The 23927-nt window shown below is 36.0% G+C and carries 19 protein-coding genes, 1 tRNA gene and 1 pseudogene; 17 read left to right on the forward strand and 4 right to left on the reverse strand.

Annotated elements, in window-relative coordinates; translation table 11 throughout:
* Positions 1-2 precede the first annotated feature (2 nt).
* The 4 genes from I2E21_RS08365 to I2E21_RS08380 are packed head-to-tail and all read left to right on the forward strand — an operon-like array spanning position 3 to position 2409.
* A complete protein-coding gene (locus tag I2E21_RS08365) occupies positions 3-743 on the forward strand; it encodes a hypothetical protein (RefSeq protein WP_195411039.1) in 741 nt (246 codons plus the stop codon).
* Positions 744-756: 13 nt separating this feature from the next.
* On the forward strand, positions 757-972 hold the full coding sequence (locus I2E21_RS08370; RefSeq protein ID WP_195411040.1) for a hypothetical protein: 216 nt from the start codon (positions 757-759) through the stop codon (positions 970-972).
* The gene (locus tag I2E21_RS08375) at positions 973-1941 is read left to right on the forward strand and encodes a peptidoglycan recognition family protein (RefSeq protein WP_195411041.1); all 969 of its coding nucleotides are present in this window, start codon (positions 973-975) and stop codon (positions 1939-1941) included.
* Positions 1942-1956: 15 nt separating this feature from the next.
* The gene (locus tag I2E21_RS08380) at positions 1957-2409 is read left to right on the forward strand and encodes a phage holin family protein (protein ID WP_195411042.1); all 453 of its coding nucleotides are present in this window, start codon (positions 1957-1959) and stop codon (positions 2407-2409) included.
* Positions 2410-2621: 212 nt separating this feature from the next.
* Here the strand turns inward: I2E21_RS08380 and I2E21_RS08385 are convergent.
* Positions 2622-2713: transfer RNA gene (locus I2E21_RS08385), tRNA-Ser, on the reverse strand.
* Between the two features lie 134 nt (positions 2714-2847).
* On the opposite strand from I2E21_RS08385, the gene I2E21_RS08390 reads away from it, so the two are divergent.
* Positions 2848-3291, forward strand: a complete 444-nt coding sequence (locus I2E21_RS08390) for a cell wall hydrolase (protein WP_022234167.1) — start codon at positions 2848-2850, stop codon at positions 3289-3291.
* 12 nt (positions 3292-3303) lie between these two features.
* Entirely contained in the window at positions 3304-4008 is a 705-nt protein-coding gene (locus tag I2E21_RS08395) for a hypothetical protein (protein ID WP_022234168.1), read from the forward strand.
* Positions 4009-4080: 72 nt separating this feature from the next.
* Here the strand turns inward: I2E21_RS08395 and I2E21_RS08400 are convergent, their stop codons facing one another.
* Both I2E21_RS08400 and I2E21_RS08405 read right to left on the reverse strand, forming a co-directional pair.
* Positions 4081-5172: a CAP domain-containing protein gene (locus I2E21_RS08400; protein ID WP_195411043.1), complete on the reverse strand. Its 1092-nt coding sequence runs from the start codon at positions 5170-5172 to the stop codon at positions 4081-4083.
* A 159-nt stretch (positions 5173-5331) separates the two neighbouring features.
* A complete protein-coding gene (locus I2E21_RS08405) occupies positions 5332-5949 on the reverse strand; it encodes a phosphoribosylanthranilate isomerase (protein WP_195411044.1) in 618 nt (205 codons plus the stop codon).
* A gap of 207 nt (positions 5950-6156) precedes the next feature.
* Here I2E21_RS08405 and rpsF point away from each other — a divergent pair, with 207 nt between their 5' ends.
* From rpsF to rpsR, 3 genes are read left to right on the forward strand one after another with little or no spacing between them, the layout of a single operon-like run.
* Positions 6157-6453, forward strand: coding sequence for a 30S ribosomal protein S6 (rpsF, locus tag I2E21_RS08410; protein ID WP_022234224.1), 297 nt, complete (start codon positions 6157-6159; stop codon positions 6451-6453).
* Between the two features lie 54 nt (positions 6454-6507).
* On the forward strand, positions 6508-7020 hold the full coding sequence (gene ssb, locus I2E21_RS08415; RefSeq protein WP_195411045.1) for a single-stranded DNA-binding protein: 513 nt from the start codon (positions 6508-6510) through the stop codon (positions 7018-7020).
* Positions 7021-7064: 44 nt separating this feature from the next.
* Positions 7065-7304 carry a 30S ribosomal protein S18 gene (rpsR, locus tag I2E21_RS08420; RefSeq protein WP_117704872.1) on the forward strand — a complete coding sequence of 80 codons (240 nt, stop codon included), beginning with the start codon at positions 7065-7067 and terminating at the stop codon, positions 7302-7304.
* 457 nt (positions 7305-7761) lie between these two features.
* Here rpsR and I2E21_RS08425 read toward each other — a convergent pair whose 3' ends face one another.
* Positions 7762-11133 carry a C1 family peptidase gene (locus I2E21_RS08425; RefSeq protein WP_195411046.1) on the reverse strand — a complete coding sequence of 1124 codons (3372 nt, stop codon included), beginning with the start codon at positions 11131-11133 and terminating at the stop codon, positions 7762-7764.
* 251 nt (positions 11134-11384) lie between these two features.
* Between I2E21_RS08425 and I2E21_RS08430 the strand changes: the two genes are divergently transcribed.
* From I2E21_RS08430 to I2E21_RS08460, 8 genes and pseudogenes are all read left to right on the forward strand, one after another.
* Positions 11385-12176 carry a class I SAM-dependent methyltransferase gene (locus I2E21_RS08430; protein WP_195411047.1) on the forward strand — a complete coding sequence of 264 codons (792 nt, stop codon included), beginning with the start codon at positions 11385-11387 and terminating at the stop codon, positions 12174-12176.
* Between the two features lie 443 nt (positions 12177-12619).
* Positions 12620-13276, forward strand: a complete 657-nt coding sequence (locus tag I2E21_RS08435; protein ID WP_195411048.1) for a response regulator transcription factor — start codon at positions 12620-12622, stop codon at positions 13274-13276.
* Positions 13276-14688: a HAMP domain-containing sensor histidine kinase gene (locus I2E21_RS08440; protein WP_195411049.1), complete on the forward strand. Its 1413-nt coding sequence runs from the start codon at positions 13276-13278 to the stop codon at positions 14686-14688. Before I2E21_RS08435 ends, I2E21_RS08440 begins: the two co-directional genes overlap by 1 nt.
* Positions 14685-15446, forward strand: a complete 762-nt coding sequence (locus I2E21_RS08445) for a hypothetical protein (RefSeq protein WP_195411050.1) — start codon at positions 14685-14687, stop codon at positions 15444-15446. Before I2E21_RS08440 ends, I2E21_RS08445 begins: the two co-directional genes overlap by 4 nt.
* Before the next feature lie 96 nt (positions 15447-15542).
* Complete coding sequence (locus tag I2E21_RS08450; RefSeq protein ID WP_195411051.1) at positions 15543-16283, forward strand: C39 family peptidase; 741 nt, start codon at positions 15543-15545, stop codon at positions 16281-16283.
* A 115-nt stretch (positions 16284-16398) separates the two neighbouring features.
* Positions 16399-16536: pseudogene (locus I2E21_RS12565) on the forward strand (2,3,4,5-tetrahydropyridine-2,6-dicarboxylate N-acetyltransferase); the annotation flags it as partial.
* A gap of 285 nt (positions 16537-16821) precedes the next feature.
* Entirely contained in the window at positions 16822-23085 is a 6264-nt protein-coding gene (locus I2E21_RS08455; protein ID WP_195411052.1) for a DNRLRE domain-containing protein, read from the forward strand.
* Between the two features lie 5 nt (positions 23086-23090).
* Positions 23091-23657 carry a hypothetical protein gene (locus I2E21_RS08460; RefSeq protein WP_195411053.1) on the forward strand — a complete coding sequence of 189 codons (567 nt, stop codon included), beginning with the start codon at positions 23091-23093 and terminating at the stop codon, positions 23655-23657.
* Positions 23658-23927: the final 270 nt, after the last annotated feature.

Here is a 23927-nt window from a genome sequence, read left to right on the forward strand (position 1 = left end):
TTATGGCATACACAAAAACAAATTGGGAAGACGCACCGAGCACAGCTACACCACTTTGCGCAGAAAACTTAAACAAAATCGAAAAAGGCATATACGAGAACAGCATAGACCTAGCGCTTGCGGATAGCAACATCAACACGCTAACCGAAAGAATAACTGCGATTAACACAGCCCTATCTGCAAAGGCAGATAAAACCGAGCTTGAAGATGAAATAACAGACATTGACGAAACAGTGACAATGAAGATTAATCTTAAAGCTGATAAGGACAGTGTAGACAATGCAGTCGCTCAGCTAAGCAAGCAGATTGCAGACAATAAGTCCTCAGCTGATGAGTCAATCAGTACTCTGAGTCAGACCGTAACAGACAACAAAACAGCGACAGACAAGTCGCTTGCGGCTAAATATGATAGCTCAAATTTTGAGAGTGGTACAGGAACATTAGCACCAGCCCAAGAAATATATGCTGGTTGCAAGGGCAGTTTTGTATATTCTAAAAATGGTAATATTGTAACTGTATCGGTCAATATTACGGCACTGCTCTCTCATAAAAAATATATTCAGATGTCAGGTTTACCGTATGCGGCAAAAAACGAAAGTAGGTTGTCTAGTTTTGTTGTATATTCAACAGCAAATAAATTAATAAACATCAGACTTGACGGCTCTTGGATTTATGTCAGTTCAACGGACATTTTTGCAGAGGACGAAAAAATCAATTTCATTATTACTTACATAATCAGATAAGGAGCGAGTTACTATGGAAATCAAAGAAAGAATTACACTCGATATGCTCACAAAAGACAGTGTAAGCGTATTAAGACAGAAGTTTATTGAAATCAACGGCACAGAAATGCAGGTTGGCGGCAATGTTCGCAACGCATATATGAATTGTGAAAACGACAGGGAAATACTTAAAGCCGAGCTTTCAGAAGAATATTATAACGCCGTTATGGCGGTATGGGAGGAAAAATAAATGAGTAATTCAAAACTTGTAAACTACACAAAATTAAGCCCGAACCATTCAGGAACAAGAACACACAGTATTGACCGCATTACTCCTCACTGTGTTGTCGGTCAGTGTTCGGTTGAAACTCTTGGTAACATTTTTATGAATAAAAAAAGTGAAGCAAGCTGTAACTACGGCATCGGTACAGACGGCAGGGTTCTCCTCTGTGTTGATGAGGACAACCGTTCGTGGTGTTCTTCTTCAAACTCAAACGACCAGAGAGCCGTTACAATTGAATGTGCAAGCGAGCTTAAACACCCTTACGCATTTAACGATAAAGTTTATAATAAGCTGGTTGAGCTTTGCGTTGACATCTGCAAGCGTAACGGCAAGAAAAAGCTTCTGTGGATTAACGATAAAAACAAGGCTTTAAATTATAGCACTAAGTCAGACGAAATGCTCCTGACCGTTCACAGGTGGTTTGATAACAAGTCCTGCCCGGGCGACTGGCTTTATAACCGCCTTGGTAACCTTGCAAAAAGCGTTACAGACAAGCTCAGTGGCAAGGTTAATAAAGTTGAAAAGCCAACGTTGACTTATCGTGTATTTGCTGATCACAAATGGTACAGCGAAGTAAAAGGTCTTAGCAACATAGCAGGAAGAAAAAAGCAAGCTATTTCGGCAGTTGCAGTAAAGGTCAGCAAGGGCAACATCAAGTACAGAGTGCATCTGCTCAACGGTGACTGGTTGCCTTGGGTTGACGGATACGACATCAAGGACGATATCAACGGCTATGCAGGCATTAAAGGCAAGGTTATTGACGGCTTGCAGGTTGAATTTGAGGGAGTCGGCGATTATAAGGCAACCTACAGAGTGCGTAAACAGGGCGCAGGCTTTTGGGATTGGCAGCACAACACAGAAAAAGACAGCTCACAGGACGGTTACGCAGGTGTGTTTGACACAAAGATCGACGGCTTGCAGATTACACTTACATAACGGAGGTATAAAACAATGAAAGACAATATTATTCAGGCTACTGTTTCAGTAGCTATCGGTGTACTTATATCGTATTTTAATATCTTACTTATCCCAATTCTCGTGCTCATCGCTGTAATGCTTATTGATTATATTACAGGACTGACATCTGCGTACAGAAACGGTGAATTAAAAAGTAAAACAGGTTTAATCGGAATTTTGAAAAAAGCAAGCTATCTCGCTCTTGTGGTTGTTGCGGGTGTTGTCGATTATTTAATCTGCACAGGCTTAGCGGCGGCAAATGTAGATATAGGTGTCACATATTGTTGCGGTTTAATTGTAACGATTTGGCTCATCATCAACGAATTAATCTCAATTCTCGAAAATCTCTCGGAGTTAGGCACACCAATTCCGAAATTCCTTGTAAATATCGTCCGCCGATTGAAAAATACAGTCGAAAATAAAACCGATACAGACACAAAAGAATAAGCATACATAAGTTTAGCCCCTCGGATACCAAAGTGGTATTTGAGGGGCTTTTACTGTGTAATTTACTGTGTAACTTTATTGATTTTAGCTGATATTGTTTGATACCGAAATTCACTCAAAAAGCAAAGGCTGAGTGATTGAAAAACATAGCAAATAAGCCGATTTTTCAGTGCTTATCACAAAAAATAAGCACCCGATTGCTCGAGTGCTTTTGGCGGAGATGGAGAGATTTGAACTCTCGCGTCGGAGTTACCGACCTACTGGTGTTCGAAGCCAGACCCTTCAGCCACTTGGGTACATCTCCATATTAAGTTATCGTACTCAATTATTATAACGGCTCAATTAAAAATTGTCAATACCTGTAACTAAATTATTATTTTATCATAAAATGAAATGAATAAGCAATACCGAATTATTTTTCGTAAGGCGGGTGATTTTATGGCTTTTGACACAAGAGAATTGTTTGCTCGGTTGTTAAAATGCGAAAGCGGAGGAGAGGGGATTGAAGGTATGCGTGCGGTTGCCTCTGTGATTATCAACAGGTCAACTGTTCCTTACGGGGAATTTGCACGGATAAGCAACGGTGGAGATGTGCGGGCAATCATTACACAGCCAAATCAGTTTACCTGCTTAAAGACTTCCGTAGGGGGTCAGTACAATTCGCAAAATGTGTATAATATTGTACCTGAAGATATACACTACGAAATTGCAGATTGGGCACTTGCAGGCAATACCGACAGCTCGGTCGGCAATTCTTTATTCTATTTTAATCCTTATTCCTCAACCTGTCCAAACTATTTTCCTACCAATATCGGCGTGATTTACAATCGTATCGGTAAACATTGTTTTTATTCTCCGACACAGGCTTACAAAAACACATAGGAGTGATTTGTTTTGGTAAATTACATCAACAATAAAAAGGCGCAGCAGCTCAACCCAAATACTCTGTATAATCTCGACACCAATCCCTCAGCCTGCAATAATTATAATTGTATAAACAACCAGATTCCAAATACCATACAGCAATACGGTTACGAAATTCCATCCATACTTGACCTGGCTACATTGGTTAGCCCCACAAGTCCGAATTATCAAAGTTTCAGTCCTGATCAACAGGCACTGAATAGAAGAAATCCTGCGTCGGGGCAGTCGATAAATCAACTTACACAGACAATCCCTGCCGAAAGTCAAAATAACGAAGTTGCAAATGATTTGGCGGTTCGTGAAATTCAGAACATAGATTCAACCCAGCCGTACAATCCCGAAACATTGCCGACCCCCGCAATGATAAACGAACAGAATATGCAAAATATGCAAAACAATCAGACTGCAATGTCGACGGCAAGCCTTTTGACCGACATAAAAAATCCGTATGAGGTAACAGCCGAAAGTGTGCAATATCTAAACGGTTTTATACGCACTCAAATCGGAAGAAGAGTATCCATTGATTTTCTTGTGGGTTCAAATACAATTGTCACAAAATCAGGATATTTGCTCGGCGTTGCGGCAAACTATATTCTTATAAACGAGCTTGACACAAACGACCTTACAACCTGCGATTTTTACAATATTAAATTCATCAGATTTTATTTTAACTAAGACTAAAGGCAGTGGTTTTACAGCCACTGCCTTATGTTGTGTTTCTGTATGTAATTCAAATTGTCATATAATTTATGCGATAAAAATAAGTTCCCAATACAAAGTACCGCTGTTGTTATAGCAGCCGACGCTTGCGGCTTTGAAATTTTTATCCAAAATCAAATTGCGGTTTGATTCCGAATTTGTCCATGCGCTTACTATATCTTTCGGTGTTTCGTAACCGTACGCAATAAATTCTACGCAGTATCTTGACTGAACATTATATTCGTCTAAAGCGGTAGAGATAGACGAACCGTCAGGTCTGGAGATAGAAAAAGAGGTTGTAAGCTCTTTTGCTCGGAGTTTTGAAACTTCGTACAAATTGTCGTCGGTGTTCAGTGCCTCTAAGCCTGCGTCAACTCTTACCTGATTTACAAGAGAAAGTACTTCGGTTGAATACTTATCAATATATTCTTCCTTATTGCTTATACTGTTTTCTTTCATAAAGAACTGTACCCAATACAGAACACCGTTGTAATTATAGCAGGCTATGCCGACAGAATCATAGTCCTCTTTTAAAATATTTTCACGGTGTCCGGGTGAATTCATCCAACCGTCCATAACATCGGTCGGATTTTGATAACCGTAAGCTATGTTTTCTCCGAGCATTTTATAATTAAGGTCAAATCCGTTGATGGCTGTAAAACAGTCGGAGCCGTCAGGTCTAGTATGGGAAAACTTTTCGGTAATCTCTTTCGCTCTTTGCTTTGCCACTTCGTTTAGTGTATCATTGCCCTTTAACGGTTCCAAACCCGCTTTGGTTCGTTCTTGATTTAATATAGTAAGAACTTCCGATGCATAATCATTGTTGTATAATGCATCATCGGGATTGATAGGCTTGGTTGGTGTCTGTACTGATACAAGATATTGTTGAATGGCGGTAACATCAGAAATATTTACCGTGCCGTCTTGGTCAAAGTCAGCGGCTTTTAATTGTTCATCGGATAAATCTACTAAGTTTGCGATATACTTTTGCAGTAAAGTGGCATCCGAAACAGAAATTGTTGAGTCTGAATTGACGTCGCCCAAAAGCGGTTCCGATTCTGCGGAAAAAGCAGTTGCAGTACCGAAAAGTGTTATTGCGCCCGCCAACAGTAAACTTGTTATTTTGTTTGTTATCTTCATATGCATCAGATTGCAATTAATTACAATCAGTTTCCTTTCTTATAAATTTACTGTTTCAATTATATCAATATTTTTAAAATTTATCAATAATGATATTAAATGAAAATATATTGTTGTATTTAGTAAAAACAGACAAAAACTTGCGGTTATATTTATACTTTAATGAATGATTGCTGATTTCGCATTTTTGATAAACGCTTGTACAAGTTGATAATCTTTACCCGATTTGTCGGCAAGCTCAACGCCTGAGCTGACATCTACCGCAAAGGGGCGCAGCTGAGCAACGGCTTTGGCTACATTATCGGCTGTAAGTCCGCCTGCAAGAAAGAGCATTTTGTCGGTTTTAGGGAGTTTTTCAAGCATAGACCAGTCAAAACTCTTGCCGCTGCCGGGTACTGCCGAATCAAATAAAATTCCTTTTACATTGTCAAGATTTTCAATATCGCCAATGCTTTCAATTCCGCTCACATTAATTGCCCGAATAACGGGGGTTTTGCACTCGCTCAAAAGCTTTTCGCTGATTTTGCCATGAATTTGCACATAGTCAAAGCCGAGGGTGTGTATCTGCTCAAGCTGTTCTTCGGTTGGTGATACGGTAACGGCAACGCTCTTTATATTTGGGTCGAGAGCAGAGAGCAGCTTTTGCGCCTTTTCGGGCGAGATATTTCTATGGCTTTTCTCAAAAAACATAACAAACCCTGCAAAATCGGGGGAGAGTGTATTAATACATTTTATATCGGTCTGATTTTTAAGTCCGCAAATTTTAACTTTTGTCATACTTGCCTCCTGTACTTTAATAATATGTTACCATAAGGAGGTAAAATGTCAATAGTCAAAGAAAAATTGCGGATTTTTTCCGAATTTTTTGATTTCAAATATTGACAAAAGCAAAAATAATGGTATAATAATTTTGTTATGCAATATAAAGAGTATAACATCCTTGCGGCGAAAGCCGCCATAATGTCCAGAAGGAGGTGCAATATAATGGCAGTAACAGCTAATTACGAGACAGTAATGGTAGTTTCTCTTAAGAACGGCGAAGAGAACGTTCAGAAGGTAGTAGAGAAATTCAAGGCTCTCATCGAAAACAATGCCACTTTAAAGAATGTTGACGAATGGGGCAAGAGAAAGCTTGCTTACCTTATCAACAAGGAGAGCGAAGGCTACTATGTTCTCTTTGATTTTGAAAGCACAGCAGAGTTCCCTGCAGAGCTCGACCGTATCTACAAGATTACAGACGGTGTAATGCGTTCAATCATCATCAAAAAAGAAGAAGAATAATTTACGAATGAACCTTTGTAGGGGTTATTCCTCGAACACGAAAGGAACTTAAAAATGCTTAACAGAGTGGTTTTAATGGGCAGATTAACTGCCGATCCGGAACTTAAGACAACCCCTAACGGTGTCAGCGTAACATCTTTCAGTATTGCGGTTGACCGTTCATATGTAAAGAGCGGTGAAGAACGCAAGGCGGATTTTTTCAATATTGTTTGCTGGCGTCAGACTGCTGAATTTGTTTGCAGATATTTCAGCAAGGGTTCTATGATTGCTATTGACGGACAGCTCCAGAGTCGTTCGTTCCAGGCAAAAGACGGTTCTAACCGTTATGTAGTAGAGATTGTTGCAGACAATGTTAACTTCACAGGCGAACGCCGTGACAGTAATGCTAACGGATACAATAATCAGTCTTACGGCAACAATCAATCATATGGCGCACAGTCTTATGGCTCTAACCAGTCTTACGGCTCGGCTCCATACCAGCAGGCACAGGCTCCTGCTGAGTCATATCAGAGCGGTTCAAATTCAGATTTTCAGGATATGCCGCTTGATGATGATTTACCATTTTAAATTTAACTGAATTATAATATAATTCATTGAAAGGAGTTCTCACAATGGCTGACAGACCAATTAACCGTGGTAGAAAAGCTCGCAAGAAGGTTTGCGGTTTCTGCGTTGATAAGGTTGAACACATTGATTATAAGGACATCGCTCGTCTTCGTCGTTATATGTCAGAGAGAGGTAAGATCCTTCCTCGCCGTGTAACAGGTACTTGTGCAAGACATCAGCGTGAAATTACAGTTGCAATTAAGCGTGCAAGACACCTTGCTTTGCTCCCATACACAGCTGACTAATCTATAATCAGTATTTTAAGCACCGTTTTTATACGGTGCTTTTTATTTTGCTTTTGTAAGTACAGCTTTTAAAAAATCTAAAAACTCTGACATAAATCAAAGAATATTTGTTTGTTTTGGTCAAACTTTAAAAAAACCTCGAAAATTAATAAACAAACTTTACTCGCAAATTATGTGCAATTTGCCTTTTTGGCTTACGATTCCTACAAATACAGCAAATAACACTTGATTTTATGGCGATTTTAGGTATAATATTAGAGTAGTAACTATATATAGTTACTGTAACACTGTTGAAATGTGCCTGTTACGAACGGGCTTCATTTTCATAAAACACACAATACAGAACAGACCGTTTGCCAGCGGTCTGTTTTGTGTTTTACGGAAATTTATTGTATTACTTAATTGTAAAAAAATGCACCTGTAAATTATGCGGCTTACAGGTGCATATATTTTTTAATTAACCTACGCTGTAAATTTCAAGAGTATCAATATATCCTGAAAGGTAACGCTGAATTTCGGTTACATTATTAATTGTAATTGATGTGATGTAGTGGGTAACAGCTGAATTTTTGTACTGAAAATCGTTAAATTCAACATTGCCGGCTGAATAGTTTTGCAAAAGAGTAACATCGTTTACATCAATCTTATTGTCAAGATTGATGTCCCCTGCAACAAGGTCGTTTATATATGTATAAGTTTGTTCTGTATCAGCGGGTTGATTATTAAGGTCTATAAACTTAATTCCGTTTTCTTTTGCGTATTTTTCGGCTGCGGTAGAGGAATAACCGTTGATTACATAATATGGGTTCAATATATTTGAATTTCCTTTGTTTGATAAAATATAATCGAAATATCCAAACGCTTCATCACCTATGTATTCAACATTTTTACCGATTGATACTTTATTAAAAGAACAACCGATGAATGCATAATCCTCTATGTATTTTACACTGTCGGGAACTTTTATCTCTGTCAGTCTTGCGCATCCACAGAATGCATCTTTGCCGATTTTGGTTACATTGTTACCGAGCTTTACATTTTCAAGATTATTCATATAGTTTGCAAAACTGTCGGGGATTTCTGTAATTCCGTTTCCGATCACAAGATTTTCAAGAGTGTAAATCGGTTTAATATTTGTATTATCGAGAGTTGTAAGGCTATCGGGTAAAATAAGGGTTTTAACATTGCTTGTATCTGTTGTTACAAATATAGATGAGGATAAATTTTTCACCTGTCGTCCAAGATAGGTGGAAGGGATTTCAAGAGTTTCTGACACTGTATAATTAATTGAAATAAGAATCAATGACTTGTCACTTAGGTCAACCGTATAATTATAATCATTGTTACTGTCTTTATAATCGATGTTCACAAGTACAAAATCGTCATCGTTGAGAGTGCTTTTATCAATGTAATAATAATCACCTGATTTTTCTACGCTGACCGTATCTGAACTGCAGCTTGTTACGCTATGCAGTAATGACGAAACTCGTACATAATTGTCCCGCATTTCAATCAAAATATCACTGTTTGCCGGAGTAGGAATAAAGGAGAGGTTACTCATCTTTGAGTTTGCCTCATCAAATACAGACAATGATTTTGTTGCATAAACCTTGTTGCTTTTTTGAGTGCAGTAACCGTAAATTGATTGTACGGAAAAAGCAAATTCACTTGCGTATTTGCCGTATATTGTATTGCCCTCAACATTGCAGTATGAAACGCTTGAGTACCACGCTTCACCGCATATTGCTCCCGATGATTGAGTATCGGAAAAGTAGTTGTAATTTACAGTGCTGTTTTTTACAGTGCAGTTTAAAATAGCGGCATATTTAGCGTAAGCACTGAGCACACCGCTAACATTTGCAGGTGCGACATTTGCGTTTTCTATTGTTAAATCATATATTTTTGCACCTTGCAAAGAACCGAAGAATCCGCTGATATTGTTCAATTCATTTTGTGTTGAACCGATTTTAATGTTTTTGATTGTATGGTTATTTCCGTAAAATACAGAACTGAAATAACCGTCGCTGTTGCAGAGCGGTGGTACTTCTTTATCATAATCGGCGAAATCAAGGTCGGCATTTAGATTTATTTTTTCCGGAATATAGCCGTAATTATTGCAAATTTCAATAAGCGTAAAGTAATCGTCAATACTGCTTATTTCATAAGGAGCGTCAACGGCTTTTTCTTCATAGTATTTTAAAAGGATAACAGAATTGTTCATATCTTGAACAGAGCAAGATGAATTGCTTAAAAGGGATTTTGACGCTTCAATCTGATAATTCAGAAGATTTGCGTATTTCTCGGAGGAGATTTTGCTTTTATCTATGTTTTCGGCATCTGAAACGGCCTTTTTTAGATTTTCTGTAACTTCACTGTTATCTAAATCGGAAGTAAAAGCTTTTATAGAGGCATATGCCCTTGAAATATCAGGCTGATTATATGCATCACTCCATTGGTTATGGCTAAATATATAGGAATTATTTTCTTTGCAATTCTGATTTGTAAGTAAAGAACTAGAAAAAGACATATAGCTTGAATCGTTGTTTGACTCAATTACAACCGAAAATTTTTCACCCGATGTAAGGTAAACTTCATCTTTTACATCTATGTAATGTACGCCGTTATTCTCAATTTTCCCGCTGAAAGCAGTGAGAAGTCTGCCGTCTTTTGGGTTATCAAAATCAGCATTAAGTGCATAAACAGAGGCGGTATAATCATAAGCACCCAAGGTTTTGAAACTGATTTGTTTTAACTGTTCGTTGGATTGGGCGGTAAATACATTTGCTGCACCTTCATAATTGTAACCGTACCCTTGAGTGACAAAGCAGTTCTGATATTCGTTGTCATAAGCATTGTTGTCTTGCATTATATATTGAGAAAAAGCAAGATTGGTTGTATCGTAAGAAATCCAAATGTAACCATCATTGCCGTAATGCTCGCCCCAACTGTTTTTGCAAAGCCATGCACCGTCATTTGAAGGCTTGACTTTACCGGTAAAATTATCTTTGCTGTAATTATCGTCCCAGCCGACAACGACTATTAAATGCGAATCTCCGATTCCGATGCAGGTATTATCGCTGTAATAGTTAGCGTAATCGTAAGAATAGCAGTCGGTAATGCTTGGATAGTGAACGGTAACGGCACCGTTTGACACAATCTTTGATTTTAAAGTATCTTTGTTATTGCTTATTTCACTGTAGTCCTTGAGTCTGTAGTCTGAATAATATCTAAGGGTTTCTGAAAAGCCTTTCTTCACTTCATTGTAAGGGCAAAGACTTTGCAGATATGTACCAAACCCCGAGTTGAGCGAGATGGCAAGAGTATCGGAAGTGCCTCCGTTACTGCCTTTTGACGAATCGTTTATGTAATCGCCGTAAAATGGAGATGACTTGTCAACTATGCCTGAATGTATGTACCAGGTTTGTCCTGCCTCTGATAAGTCAATAGTGTCTTGCGGATTTTCTCCGAGCTTGCTTTTTAGGTCATTTTGCGAGAGAATACTCGATTCCATTGATGCTACAGATGCAAATGCCCAGCAATATCCCTCGGAACCCTGATTTTTAACCTTAGATACTCTGCCGTAATCTCGCAAGTCATATTTTTGCGGAAGTTTTTTGCTTATATTTTCAGTATCGTTATTAAGTTTTTCAACAGGAATTTCGTTGTTGTTTTCATCGTATAAAACGGTTCTGCCTTCCTCAATCTTTTCGTAAATAGCTTTAACGGATTCGTTATCTTCAACAGTGGCGGCAGAAAACGCAGTAGAACCGCAGCCGAGAATGAGCAATGAAGAAAGCATTAATGATATACATTTGAATGATTTTTTCATATTCTCCTCCTTTATGATTACTTTTGATATTATAGCATTTAATTTATATTATTGCAATATTTACATATAAAATATATTATACCGTTTAAATTTATGGTATATTTATAAAATATAAAGCTTATTGTCTATTTAATTATTGTATTTATAATCATAGGCTTGTACTTTCGGTATTGCGTTTTATAAATTATATGTTATAATAAAAATAAAAAAAAGTTAGTTAAAGCTAACTGTATGGAAAGGACAAAATACAGATGAAAGCTGATTATAAAAATTGGGTACCGAAATATATGGTAAACGGACTTATTGCAGGCACAATTGTTTTTGCGGTTTTATTTGTAATTTTCGGTGTAATCGGGTTAGGACTTAGCGGAGTGTTAAGGTGGATAATATTCGCTGCGCTGCTGATTGCCTTGATTGGCATAGGTATGTTCTTAAAATGGAGTGTTATGGCTTACAAAGCATTTTCGTATGACGGAACCCGCCAACTTTCAAAGCAGATTATTGAGGGAACCGCGAATTACATAGATATACCAAACGGCGGTAAATGCCTTGATGTCGGCTGCGGCAGCGGTGCGTTGACAATTGCGTGCGCAAAAAGAAATCTTAAAGCCGAAATTGTCGGTCTTGACCGATGGGGAAAGGAGTATTCTAATTTTAGCAATATGTTGTGCTGTAAAAACGCAAAAGCAGAGGGTGTAAGCAATGTGAAATTTGTAAAAGGCGATGCCTGCAAACTTGATTTTTCCGATGAAACTTTTGATGCGGTTACAAGTAATTATGTTTATCACAATATTACCGGCGCAGATAAACAGGAATTGTTGCTTGAAACATTGCGAGTGCTTAAGAAAGGCGGCACATTTGCAATTCACGACTTAATGTCAAAGGCAAGATACGGTGATATGGAAAAATTCAAGCAAAAACTGCTTGATATGGGATATGAAAAAGTAGAATTGATTGATACTGCAAACGGTATGTTTATGACAAAAAAAGAGGCAAAATATTTACAACTTTGCGGTTCAACCTTGCTTGTAGGTAAGAAATAAATTTTAAAAAATATTAAATTATGGCTTAGCGGAGTGTCGGTCGGGCATTGAAATTCAGCTAACGCTAAATTATCCTCCCAAACACAAAAAAGTTTACTCAATTTTTTCAAAAATTGCGGGTTTGGGCAGCGCCCATAAAATCTTTCAATATACAATTTATAAGGCACAAACAGCAAGCTGTTTGACTATCGTTAGATTGCATAAACGGAAAGTATTTGTGGGCTTTGCCCACACCCACGACCTTTAAAAGGTGACCAAACTTTTATAATTGATTGGCAAATCAATTTGCTAAACAATAATTTCTCCAACTCCTGAAAAGAACGAAAATAAATATCAGTAATAATTACGGCAGTTATCTTTTTTGATGACTGCTGTTGATTTTTATATACAATTAAGATACAATGCTGATGTATAATAAAAGCAAACAGAACGGAGGGGATTTTTTGATAAGAATTTTAATTGTAGAGGACGAGAAAAGTATTTCAGACCTCATACGAATAAATCTTACAGATGCAGGTTACAGCTGCATTTGCGCATTTGACGGTATGGAGGCGGCAGATTTAATTGAAAACGAATGCTTTGACTTGATTTTGCTTGATATAATGCTGCCAAAAATAAACGGTTATGAACTTATGGAATACATAAAACCGCTTGAAATACCCGTAATTTTTATTTCCGCAAAATCAGAAACTTATGACAAAGTTATGGGATTGAAACTCGGTGCCGATGATTATTTAACCAAACCCTTTGAAATCATAGAATTGCTCGCAAGAGTTGAAACCGTACTTAGAAGATACAATAAAAATTCATCAATAATCACAGAGGGCGATGTTGTAATAGATATTAATTCTCATATCGTAAAAAAGAACGGAACTGCAATTCCTCTTACGGTAAAAGAATTTGATTTGCTTTTAATGCTTGTTCAAAACAAAAACATAGCGTTGTTCAGAGAAAAAATATTTGAGCGTGTATGGGACGAAACATATATAGGCGACAGCCGAACCATAGATTTACATATTCAGCGCCTGCGAAAAAAACTCGGCTGGGAAAAGAAAATAGTTGCGGTTTATAAAATCGGTTACCGATTGGAGGGCGACTGATGTCAGTATTTTTAAAAATATTTTTAAGCGTTGTAACCGTAACTGTGCTTTCATTCTCTGTTTGCGGTCATATAATTATTGACTCGGAATTTCACAGCAACCTTAACAATGAATTTGAAAAATCAAAAACCGAAAATTTATCGTTGAGAAGTGCGCTTGCTGCTGCAGTATATAATCAACCGCACAACGGAGATATCTCGCTTTCCGATTTAAAGAAAGTAACTTCAAACATTAAGGTTTCAACTTCGTACGGCGATTTGCAATTTGCTTTGCGTGATGAAAATTATGAGCTGATTGGCTGCAGTGATAATGTTGTAATGCTTGACGAAGACAGAGTTATGAGCCTTGAAAATGAATCACAATTGACTACTGTGTATTGCGACAGTGATAATTATTATTCCGTTACGATTGTAAAAACAACCATTGACGGCAAGAAACTTTTTTTAGAAAATTATGCTAAAATTACAAATGTATTTGAACAAAAAGACAGGCTTTACTCGGTTTTGCAAATACTGTTGCCGAGTATGACATTGGTAATCGGAGGTATGATTTTTATTTTTTCAAAATTGATTACCGACCCAATCAAGAAACTTTCGTCAACGGAAATGGAATTTGCTCAAGGTGATTTTTCTAAGCGAGTTGAAATCAAGGGCAATGACGAGGTAAGTAAGTTGTCGGAAAACTTCAATTTTATGGCAGACAAGATTGAGGACAATATAAAAGAATTAAAAGACGCAGTAAAGCGGCAGGAAGATTTTACGGGAAATTTTGCACACGAACTGAAAACTCCTTTGACTTCAATTATCGGTTACTCCGATATGCTGCGTTCCAAAAAACTCAGCACGGACGAGCAATTTATTTATGCGGATTATATTTTTAAGGAGGGCAAGCGACTTGAGGCTCTCTCTAAAAAACTTATGGAAATAATGGTTTTAAAACTTGATAAGCTCGATTTAAAGCCCGTCAGCGCAACATATCTTGCCGAAAGCGTAGAAGATTCCGTAAAACTTTTGCTTGACGACAGCGGTATAACTCTTTATATTAATGTAGACGAGTGCATAATAAATATTGATTTTGATTTAATTAAAACCGTACTCATTAACCTTATAGACAACGCAAGAAAGGCGAGCCAAAGTGGCAGTTCCGTTGAATTGACAGGAAATTCCGTATGTAACGGATATATGTTTGCCGTAAAAGATTATGGTGTAGGTATTAGTGAAGAAGATTTGCCGAGGGTGGCAGAAGAATTTTATATGGTTGATAAATCAAGAGCAAGAAAACAGGGCGGTGCCGGAATGGGACTTGCCTTATGCTCAAAAATAGTAGAAATGCACGGCGGAAAACTGACAATTAAAAGTAAACTCAACGAAGGTACAAGAGTGGAATTTTTGATAAAGGGGGAAAACGAATGAAACGAAGATATATTATTGTAATTTGTTTTGCCTGTCTTATTATTTTTGCTTGTCTTGTATCTCAGTTTACCGTATCGCAAATTCAGACGGATAACGCCTTAAAATATGAAGAAGTAAATAAGATTTCACCCTTAAATATTTCAAAAAAGACGCTTACCGTTTCTCAAAAACTTAAACTTTATATCGATTCTACTAATGATACTTACAAAGTTACCACAACATCAATCAGCAGAGAAAGCGCACTTTTGGACGGTGATACCGTTGTGCAGGAATTCTTTGAAGAATTAAATAAAATCAGTGAAGATGTAGGTTTGACTTTCAATGTAAATAAAAATGACATTATATACAAAAACTGCAATCCGAATATTCTTTCATATTATGATGACCCGTCATATTACGCTATATTTTGGGATGTTAATTTGGAAAGCGATGATTGGATGATCAGTTTTGTTATGGACGATGAGTCGCATATGATATTTAATTTAAATATAAGCTCTGTAAATTCAAAAGCGTTGTTTAATAAAAACGACAATATCAGCGACAGTTTTGCTAAAGGGCTCGGAAAGTATTTTGACGCAAAAAATATAAATGCTGGTTTTTACGATAATGTTGACTTTAACGAACTGTTTTTAGATTATTCGTTTGACAATGATATTGATGCCGAATGTTTGGTAAGCTTTAATACAAATTGTTCCGAAATCAGCATTGTTTTTAAATTTGGAAATTACCGAGATGAATCAGAAGAAATAGCGGAGTAAAATATACAAATTAAATACATCTATGAAGAAAATAAGCCGTATTCTTTTGCTATTATTTTAATAACAAAGGAAACGGCTTATTTTGGATGTGATTTTATGTTATTGAAAAATAAAAGATTTACCGCTAAAGTTGTTTTTATAATTATAACGGCTTTTGTACTTATTCTTTCGATTATATTGATAAGTGAAACCAAAACGCATTATTATGTATTTTTAGCTGACGATGACACGGAATGTATAATCAATAATGTGCCGTATGTCACCCAGGAAAATGTACTTCCGACAGGCTACGAATCTGCTTGTGCAGTAATGGTACTGCAATATAACGGTTTTGATATTGAACTGACTGATTTTGCAAATAATTATCTTGCTAAAAAAGAAATTGTTTATGACGATAAAGGCAAGATGCACAACGCATCTCCTTACGAATACTTTATAGGAAATCCGAACGATTATGACAGTTACGGCTGTTACGCACCTGTAATCGTTAATGCCGTAAATAAAGCGGTAAAAAGCACTGATTACCATTGCGAAAATACAAGCGGAGAAAGCCTTGATTATTTAATGCAAAAATATGTTTCAAATAACATACCTGTTCTTATATGGGTTACAATAAATATGAGAGAGCCTAATAAGGGGGACAGTTGGTATTTGGAAAACGGAGAAGTTTTTGTTTGGACTGCAGGCGAGCACTGTATGGTACTTGTCGGTGAGGACGACAGCGGATATTATCTGCTTGACCCGTACAAAAGCAACGGATTGGTTCGTCATGAAAAATCCGTTGCGCAAACCCGTTACAATCAGATGGGCAGTCAATCGGCAGTGCTTTTAAAATAATAATTCAGATGTATTTTATCAAAAGAAAAGCGGCAGTCAAATAAAACTGCCGCTAAAAATTTAAGAAAACAAGGCGGCTGTTGCAGCTGCAAATACAGCAACGGCAAGTACGACCGCAATAATTCTTGACGGCGTAGCAATCGACGACGGTGCAATCATAGCCGCAGGCGCTGTAGTAACAAACGATGTACCATCCTGCGCAGTAGCAGCCGGTGTGCCTGCTAAGGTTGTTAAGTATTGTATGTGGGATTAAAAAATTAAAATTATATATTACTTTTATAAAAGCAAAGGTATTGATACAAAAAATCAATATCTTTTTTTATAATCAATAATCGTAATAACAAATATAAACAGTAAATTGTAACATCTTACAATTAAACATAGTGATATTTGTTCACTATTTTATTAAAATTTTATTGATAAATGACAAATAAATGATATAATAAGATTATGTTAATTTTATATAAATTTTAGAAGGTGGTTATTATGATTTAGTTAAAAATCTATAAGTTATTATAATATTTCGGAGGGATTTATAATGGGTGTATTTAAAAAATTATTATCTGCCGTATCGGTAACATTAACGGCAACAATAGCATTCACTTTTCCTGTGCAGGCGGTTGCGGCAAATTTATCAAAATTCTCGTCTGCAGAAGAAAATGATACAGAAAACACTATTGTCGGTGAATTGGTTTCTGAACGAGATGAGTACACAAAGTATTTTAGAATGAGTGACGGCTCTACGATGGCGGCGCAGTATGAGTACCCGGTGCATTATAAAGACAATAATGACGAATGGGTGGAATATAATAATTCATTGTCTGAATTAAACGAAAACGCTACCGAATATGAATCAGGAACAGCAAGTAATGAAAAATACTATAAAAATCAAAACAGTAATATTAATGTCAATTTATCAAATAAAGCCAAACTAAACAATATGATTAAAGTTGAGTTTGACGATTACATGGTAAGTTGGGGTTATAAAGGCACTAATTACAGTAAAGGTAAATTAGTTGATAACACAGAAGAACTTACCGGTAATGATGCTTTCCTTGCACAAGAAAATCTTATGTCTGAAATGCTCTATGAAAATATTTATGACAACATAGACTTGCAATGTCTTGTCAACTCATTGGGTGTTAAAGAAAATTTTATTATTAAAAGTAAAAATGTAAATAATGAATTTGTAATTCAATATAAAATAAACAATTTGAATGCAGTTCAAAAAAATGAAAGGGAAATATCGCTTACAGATAAAAACGGTAAAGAAGTATACATAATTGAAGCTCCGTATATGACGGATTCTGCGGGAAACGGCAGTTCTGATGTTTCGGTGAAAATTACAAATCAGAAAAACAATAAATTGACGGTTACTTTATCTTATGATAAAAGTTGGCTTGAGGACGATGAAAGAGTATTTCCTGTAACTCTTGACCCTACTTTCACCACAAGTCAAAAATGGAATAAAACATCATGTGCATATGTAGATAATTCAAATCCAAATACTTCTTACGGCTATGGCAGTGATACGGGATATACAGGAACTGTATATGTCGGAACATATGGCTCCGGTATGTACAGAACTTATATAAAGTTAAATGAATTGCCTAAGCTCAATAAGGGAGATATTGTTGTTTCGGCGCAACTGAATATGCATCTTTATCAGAATTCTTTTTATGATGATATGTATATAGGCGCATATCCTGTTACAAGCGATTGGTCACAAAAAACAATTACTTGGAATAATAGTGCCGATTTTAGCGGAACAGCTCTTGATTATGAAAAATTAACTTCCGATAACGGAACATGGCATGATTGGGATATTACAAATATTGTAAAAAAATGGTATAACGGTAGCAAAAACTACGGTGTTGTATTAAAATCAACAAACGAAAGTGATGAAGAACAATGTGCTTCATTCTATTCGGGTTCTTATCCGTCTTCCTCAATACCACGCCCGGTAATCGCTATTACTTACAGAAACAATAAAGGTCTTGAAAACTATTGGTCTTATTCTTCGTTCTCTGTCGGTACGGCAGGTACTGCGTATATTAATGACTATTCGGGAAACTTGACTTTTATTACATCTGATAATTCTACTGTCGGCAGTGGCTCTGTTTCTTTACAGCATATATTTAACGGATATACAAGTAATTCACATTTTACAAGCTCATTTCCGTATGCCGGAAAAGGTTGGAAACTGAATTATCAGCAGACACTTTATCCGTCATCAAAGTTTAGCACATCAGATTACTTAATAGATAATTATCCGTATGTATATACTGATGAAGATGGTACGGACCATTATTTTATAAAGGAAACAATAGACGGTAATACTACATACAAAGATGAAGACGGATTAAAATTAGAGCTTACAATAAACTCATCAAGCGCATCAGAGAGTTACACAATAAAAGATGATAAGAATAATAAGCTGATATTCAATAGCGATGGTGTTCTTGTGAAAACTGTCGATTCAAATTCAAATGCTGTAAAAATCAATTTAGATTCTGCAAAAGGAATAAGTACAATAGAAGATGCTTGTGGAGATAAACTTACATTTAACAGAAACAGCGAGCATTGTATAACAAAGGTTACAAACTCAGCGGGAAAAGCAAGAATTTTCAGATATGACAACAACGACAGACTTATTATGATTACCAATCCTGACGGCGGAACAATAAAATTTGAATACGACAGTGACGGTTCCATGACAAGTGTAACAGATACCGACGGTTATAAAGTTTGTTTTGGATATACTTCGCTTAATTCAGGCAAAAAAGTTTCGTCTGTTACAGAATATGCTTCTGACGGAACACAAGGTCAAAAGATTACATTCAGCCGTAATGAATTTAATTTAACAAATATCCGTACTTCAGGTCTTGACGGTGTCTATGGCAACAGTGACGACTGCGTATCTGTATATCAATTTGATAATTTCGGCAGAACAATATCTGTTGAAAACCGTTTGCAAAGCGGCGAAAAAATGGGCGCAGCGGTTTATTCGTATACTGATGGACAAGCCGATACATCTAAAAATAACCTGAAAAATCTTAACAGAGTTACAACTAATTATGCGACAACAACCAATGTTCAAAATTTACTTAAAAACCACAGCTTGGAAAGCAGTACATATTGGAGCAATATAAACCAAGGCAGCGGTATTGATTATTCAACAAGCTATGTTTCCGAAGAAAAATGTTTTGGACAAAAATCGCTGAAAGTTAAAGTAAATACCGCAGGTGAAGATTCAAGATGCGGCGTAAGGCAAACAACAGGCAATAATGTGCTTGTACCGGGCAAAACATATACATTATCGGCATATGTAAAAACTTCAAATATTTTAAAAGGCACGGATGTCGGTGCGTTAATCGGAGTTAAAACCGAATTTGCGGACGGTACATTTAATCAATATAATTCAGAGCACATAACAGGCACAACAGATAAAAATATAAATAACGGTTGGCAGAGAATTTATACTACTTTTACCGTTCCTGAAAACACAACAAATTCTTGCGTATATCTTGCCGTAAGAGGTACTACAGGAACAGCGTATTTTGACGGTGTACAGCTTGAAGAGGGCGATGTTCCCAATAAATACAATCTTCTTCAAAATTCAAACTTTGAAACTACAGGAAGTAACTTGATGCCAACATTTTGGGGTAATCATAATTTAACTTTAAATTCCTCAAATGATACAACTACCACCTATACAAAATGCGACGGCAGAAAATCGTTTAAAATCCGTGGTGATGTTACAAAGAACAAACAAATTTATCAGGATGTGCCTGTAAGCGGCAGTGAAGACGATACCTATATTTTCAGTGCATGGTCAAGAGGTGATTCTGTAGCAGTAACGGATAACGATACTTCCCGATTCGATTTGTATGTTGAGGTAAAGTACAGCGACGGAAGTGCAAAAGGAAAGAAGCCGCAGTCTTTCAACAAGTCCGTTGGTGTATGGCAATACACTTCGTTTGCATTTAATCTAAGTGATGAAACAGATGCAAATAAAGTACCTGTTAAAGTTACGGTTTTCCTTAGATTTACCAAACAGTACAACACGGCTTACTTTGACAACGCACAGCTTATTAAAGATTCTGTTCCGAGTTATACATATAACGATGACGGTGAACTTGTAACTGTAACTTCTAATGCAGAACAAAAATCCAAAATGGAGTATTCCGATTCAAATCTTACAAAATCAGTTGATGCAAAAGGCTATGGCTACACTTATGACTATGACGATAATCATAATATGACTAAGGCAACAAGTCAGAACGGAGTTGAATACAACTACACCTACAATTCCAAAGGACAGGCAACAGCACTTGAAGCAAATAATTCCGAAAAAACACTTGTACTAAAATCAAATCTGGACTATACTGAAAATGGAAGATTTTTGGATAAACTGTATGATCAGGACGGCAACTGTGATACATATAATTACAATTCAACCACAGGTTATCTTGACAGTGTAAAGGATAACGACACAGGTGCACAGATTAACTATACCTATGATGAAAATAGGGGACAGCTTATCAGCGTGTCGCAGACAGATTCATACACTGACATCACGGCGCAAAATAACTATACCTATGATGAATCGGGAAAACTTCTAACAAAAATCAACCATTCAAATACCGATTACATCATCGACTATGACAAGTTCTACAATACAACCGAAAACAAAGTAGGTTCACAGGTGCTTACTGCTTTTGATTACGGCACAAATAACAACATACTTCAAAAAGTAACCTACGGAAACGGTCAGAACGTAAATTACAATTACGATAAATACGGCAATGTTAAGGAACTTTTCTATAACGGCAAACTTGCATTCAGCTTTTTAAGCGATAAAACAGGTTCGGTTATGCGCCATAAAGACTTTGTAAATAATCGACAGTATGACTATGATTATGATACAACAGGCCGACTTGTGCGACAGGTTAAAACCGATATTTCAAAATCCGATGCAGAAAATAAGTTTGTTTCGGCTTATGAGTATGATTACGATTTAAATAACAATATAACAAAACTCGCAAGCAAAAACGGCGACAGTTCAATTGTGCACAGCTTTACTTACGGCAAAGACAATTTGCTTACCGAATATTCTTCTGATGTTTCAAGTAAGGTAACATATACATATGACGGACTAAACAGACAGACAAAATCATCTGTTGCATTAAAAACTCCGCTTGATATGAGTTACACTTACTATGACAGTAATCGTGGAGAAAATTTTACCACAACAAAAATTAAGGAAGAAACCATTGCTAAAGATACTTATAAATATGAGTATGACACCAATGGCAATATTACCGACATTTATAAAAAGGTAAACAATGACTGGCAAAGATTATATTTGTATGAATATGACGAATTTAATCAACTTATAACTTCCTGTGATTATATTAATCAAAAACAATACCGATACGATTATGATGAAGCCGGAAATATTCTTACAGAAACTGTCAGCAGGATTGGTGCTCATGGACAACTATATGATTCAAGAGTAAATACATACGGATATGATGACGCTAACTGGGGTGACAAACTTACAAGCTACAACGGAGAAACTATAACCTATGATGAAATAGGCAATCCGCTTTCATATCGTGACGGTATGACAATGAGTTGGCTCAACGGCAGAAAGCTCACAACCCTACAAAGCGGCAACGACAGTATCAGCTATAAGTATGACAGCAACGGCGTAAGAACAAGCAAAACCGTAAACGGAGTTGAATACACATACGAATACCTCAACAGTCAGCTTATGCACGAAACAAGGGGAGAAAAAGTATTCGACTATTGTTACGATGCAAACGGTCAGCTTTATGCAGTAAGCTACAAGGCAAATTCTTCAACCGACGCAGTAACCTATTACTATGCGCATAATTGGAGAGGTGACATTACTTCAATCTATGACGGCGACGGTAATATGGTAGCAAAGTATGAATATGATGATTGGGGCAATGTGCTTACAGTAACAGATGCAAACAATTCTGAAATCACTGACCCTGCTCATATTGCAAACCTCAATCCGTTCCGCTATCGCAGCTATTACTACGATTCTGAATCAGGCTTATATTATCTTATGAGCCGCTACTACGACCCTGTAGTACACAGATTCCTAAACGCAGACGGCTATTTCCAGTCAGGCGATAACATTCTTGATACAAATATGAATGCGTATTGTCAGAATAACCCGATTATGAATTCTGATCCAACTGGTAATCATCCATCAGATGTAATCTGTGGCAACCCTACTTGTCCAATGTGTAATTTGGACAGAAGAAAATATTTACAAACAGAAAAAGGTCTGCGTAATTATAACAAATATCACGGAACAAATTATGATTATGTGGATGATAATGGGCAATTTAAATACTACAATGTAGGGGAAAAAATTCAGCAATCATTTTTAACAATAATTAACAGTTTGGAAGTAGATGCTGATGTTGGTTATGGTTTGGGTGCAGAATTTAATACACTGGATTTGGTGGGAATAGAAGCTTTAGCACAATTTTCTCCATTATCTATACATATAGATTATAATAATATTTATTTTGGTGAAAAAGCATCAAGTCAACTTGGTCTTACAGTTATGGGATGGGATTTAGGTTCATATGGTGAAAGTGAATTTATGGATTGTTTATCTGATGAAACAATTATAAATTCAGGTGAATCGCATGTTATAGGTTTTTCCTCAGGTGGATATATAATAATTGGAGCATCATTTAGTGCTGGAATAAATATTGATTATATTGCAAACGAGTTTCAATATATATGGTGGTAATTAATATGATAAATAAAAAATTTCATTTGTTATATAAAGATATATTTGTATTTATGCTTGGTGTTTTATTAATGATAATTTACTCATTGTATTTTAAAAATAATGATACTATATTGGTGCGAAGTGTTTTTACATTTTTATCGATTGTTATATCAATATATTCTTTATACTTATCTTGCCATTATATTAGTAATAAAACCATCATCTATACAATATTACCTGTGTTATATTTTTGTTTGTTTTATATAATATATTTATTACCATGTTTGGGCTTTATTGGACACATAGGTGTAAATAATAATATATGTATGGTATTTGAGTCTATGTTTGGCGCAAAATTTCTTATAAATATTTCATGTTATTTTAACCAAAAATTAGCATATAAAAAAGTAGTTATAAAAAATAATACTCTCAAAAATAAATATGATTATAGTAGAATAGTACAATATTTTGTAATCATATATTTTTGTAGTGTAATATTAGGAGCACTTGTAAATATATTTATTAATAAAATAGATATGAGTATTCCTTATCAACTCCTTTTCCTTCATAAATCATTAATTGATATTTAAATTAAGTGAGTTTTATATTATGCTAAACAAAAAGCCTTACATATTGACTTTCATTTATATGACAGTTGCAATGCTGTTTCCGTTTTTGATATGGATTTCAGAGAAAGTTGAATTGCCGGCGTATATCTATAGTAATAAATATTACATATGTAAATTTGCGGTATTTATTATATCTGCCATTTATTACTTACTAAGGATATATAAATTAAAAAGAATAAAAGTTACTGATGTTAATATATGGATAAATATTACAGTTATCGTAGTATTATA

Source organism: Ruminococcus sp. BSD2780120874_150323_B10, assembly GCF_015553695.1.
GTDB lineage: Bacteria > Bacillota > Clostridia > Oscillospirales > Acutalibacteraceae > Ruminococcoides > Ruminococcoides intestinale_A.

Excerpts from the sequence above, each read along its gene's own strand:
- I2E21_RS08365 (WP_195411039.1), top strand. The coding sequence starts at position 3 with ATGGCATACACAAAAACAAATTGGGAAGACGCACCGAGCACAGCTACA.
- I2E21_RS08370 (WP_195411040.1), top strand. The coding sequence starts at position 757 with ATGGAAATCAAAGAAAGAATTACACTCGATATGCTCACAAAAGACAGT.
- I2E21_RS08375 (WP_195411041.1), top strand. The coding sequence starts at position 973 with ATGAGTAATTCAAAACTTGTAAACTACACAAAATTAAGCCCGAACCAT.
- I2E21_RS08380 (WP_195411042.1), top strand. The coding sequence starts at position 1,957 with ATGAAAGACAATATTATTCAGGCTACTGTTTCAGTAGCTATCGGTGTA.
- I2E21_RS08390 (WP_022234167.1), top strand. The coding sequence starts at position 2,848 with ATGGCTTTTGACACAAGAGAATTGTTTGCTCGGTTGTTAAAATGCGAA.
- I2E21_RS08400 (WP_195411043.1), bottom strand. The coding sequence starts at position 5,172 with ATGAAGATAACAAACAAAATAACAAGTTTACTGTTGGCGGGCGCAATA.
- I2E21_RS08405 (WP_195411044.1), bottom strand. The coding sequence starts at position 5,949 with ATGACAAAAGTTAAAATTTGCGGACTTAAAAATCAGACCGATATAAAA.
- rpsF (WP_022234224.1), top strand. The coding sequence starts at position 6,157 with ATGGCAGTAACAGCTAATTACGAGACAGTAATGGTAGTTTCTCTTAAG.
- ssb (WP_195411045.1), top strand. The coding sequence starts at position 6,508 with ATGCTTAACAGAGTGGTTTTAATGGGCAGATTAACTGCCGATCCGGAA.
- rpsR (WP_117704872.1), top strand. The coding sequence starts at position 7,065 with ATGGCTGACAGACCAATTAACCGTGGTAGAAAAGCTCGCAAGAAGGTT.
- I2E21_RS08425 (WP_195411046.1), bottom strand. The coding sequence starts at position 11,133 with ATGAAAAAATCATTCAAATGTATATCATTAATGCTTTCTTCATTGCTC.
- I2E21_RS08430 (WP_195411047.1), top strand. The coding sequence starts at position 11,385 with ATGAAAGCTGATTATAAAAATTGGGTACCGAAATATATGGTAAACGGA.
- I2E21_RS08440 (WP_195411049.1), top strand. The coding sequence starts at position 13,276 with ATGTCAGTATTTTTAAAAATATTTTTAAGCGTTGTAACCGTAACTGTG.
- I2E21_RS08445 (WP_195411050.1), top strand. The coding sequence starts at position 14,685 with ATGAAACGAAGATATATTATTGTAATTTGTTTTGCCTGTCTTATTATT.
- I2E21_RS08450 (WP_195411051.1), top strand. The coding sequence starts at position 15,543 with ATGTTATTGAAAAATAAAAGATTTACCGCTAAAGTTGTTTTTATAATT.
- I2E21_RS08455 (WP_195411052.1), top strand. The coding sequence starts at position 16,822 with ATGGGTGTATTTAAAAAATTATTATCTGCCGTATCGGTAACATTAACG.
- I2E21_RS08460 (WP_195411053.1), top strand. The coding sequence starts at position 23,091 with ATGATAAATAAAAAATTTCATTTGTTATATAAAGATATATTTGTATTT.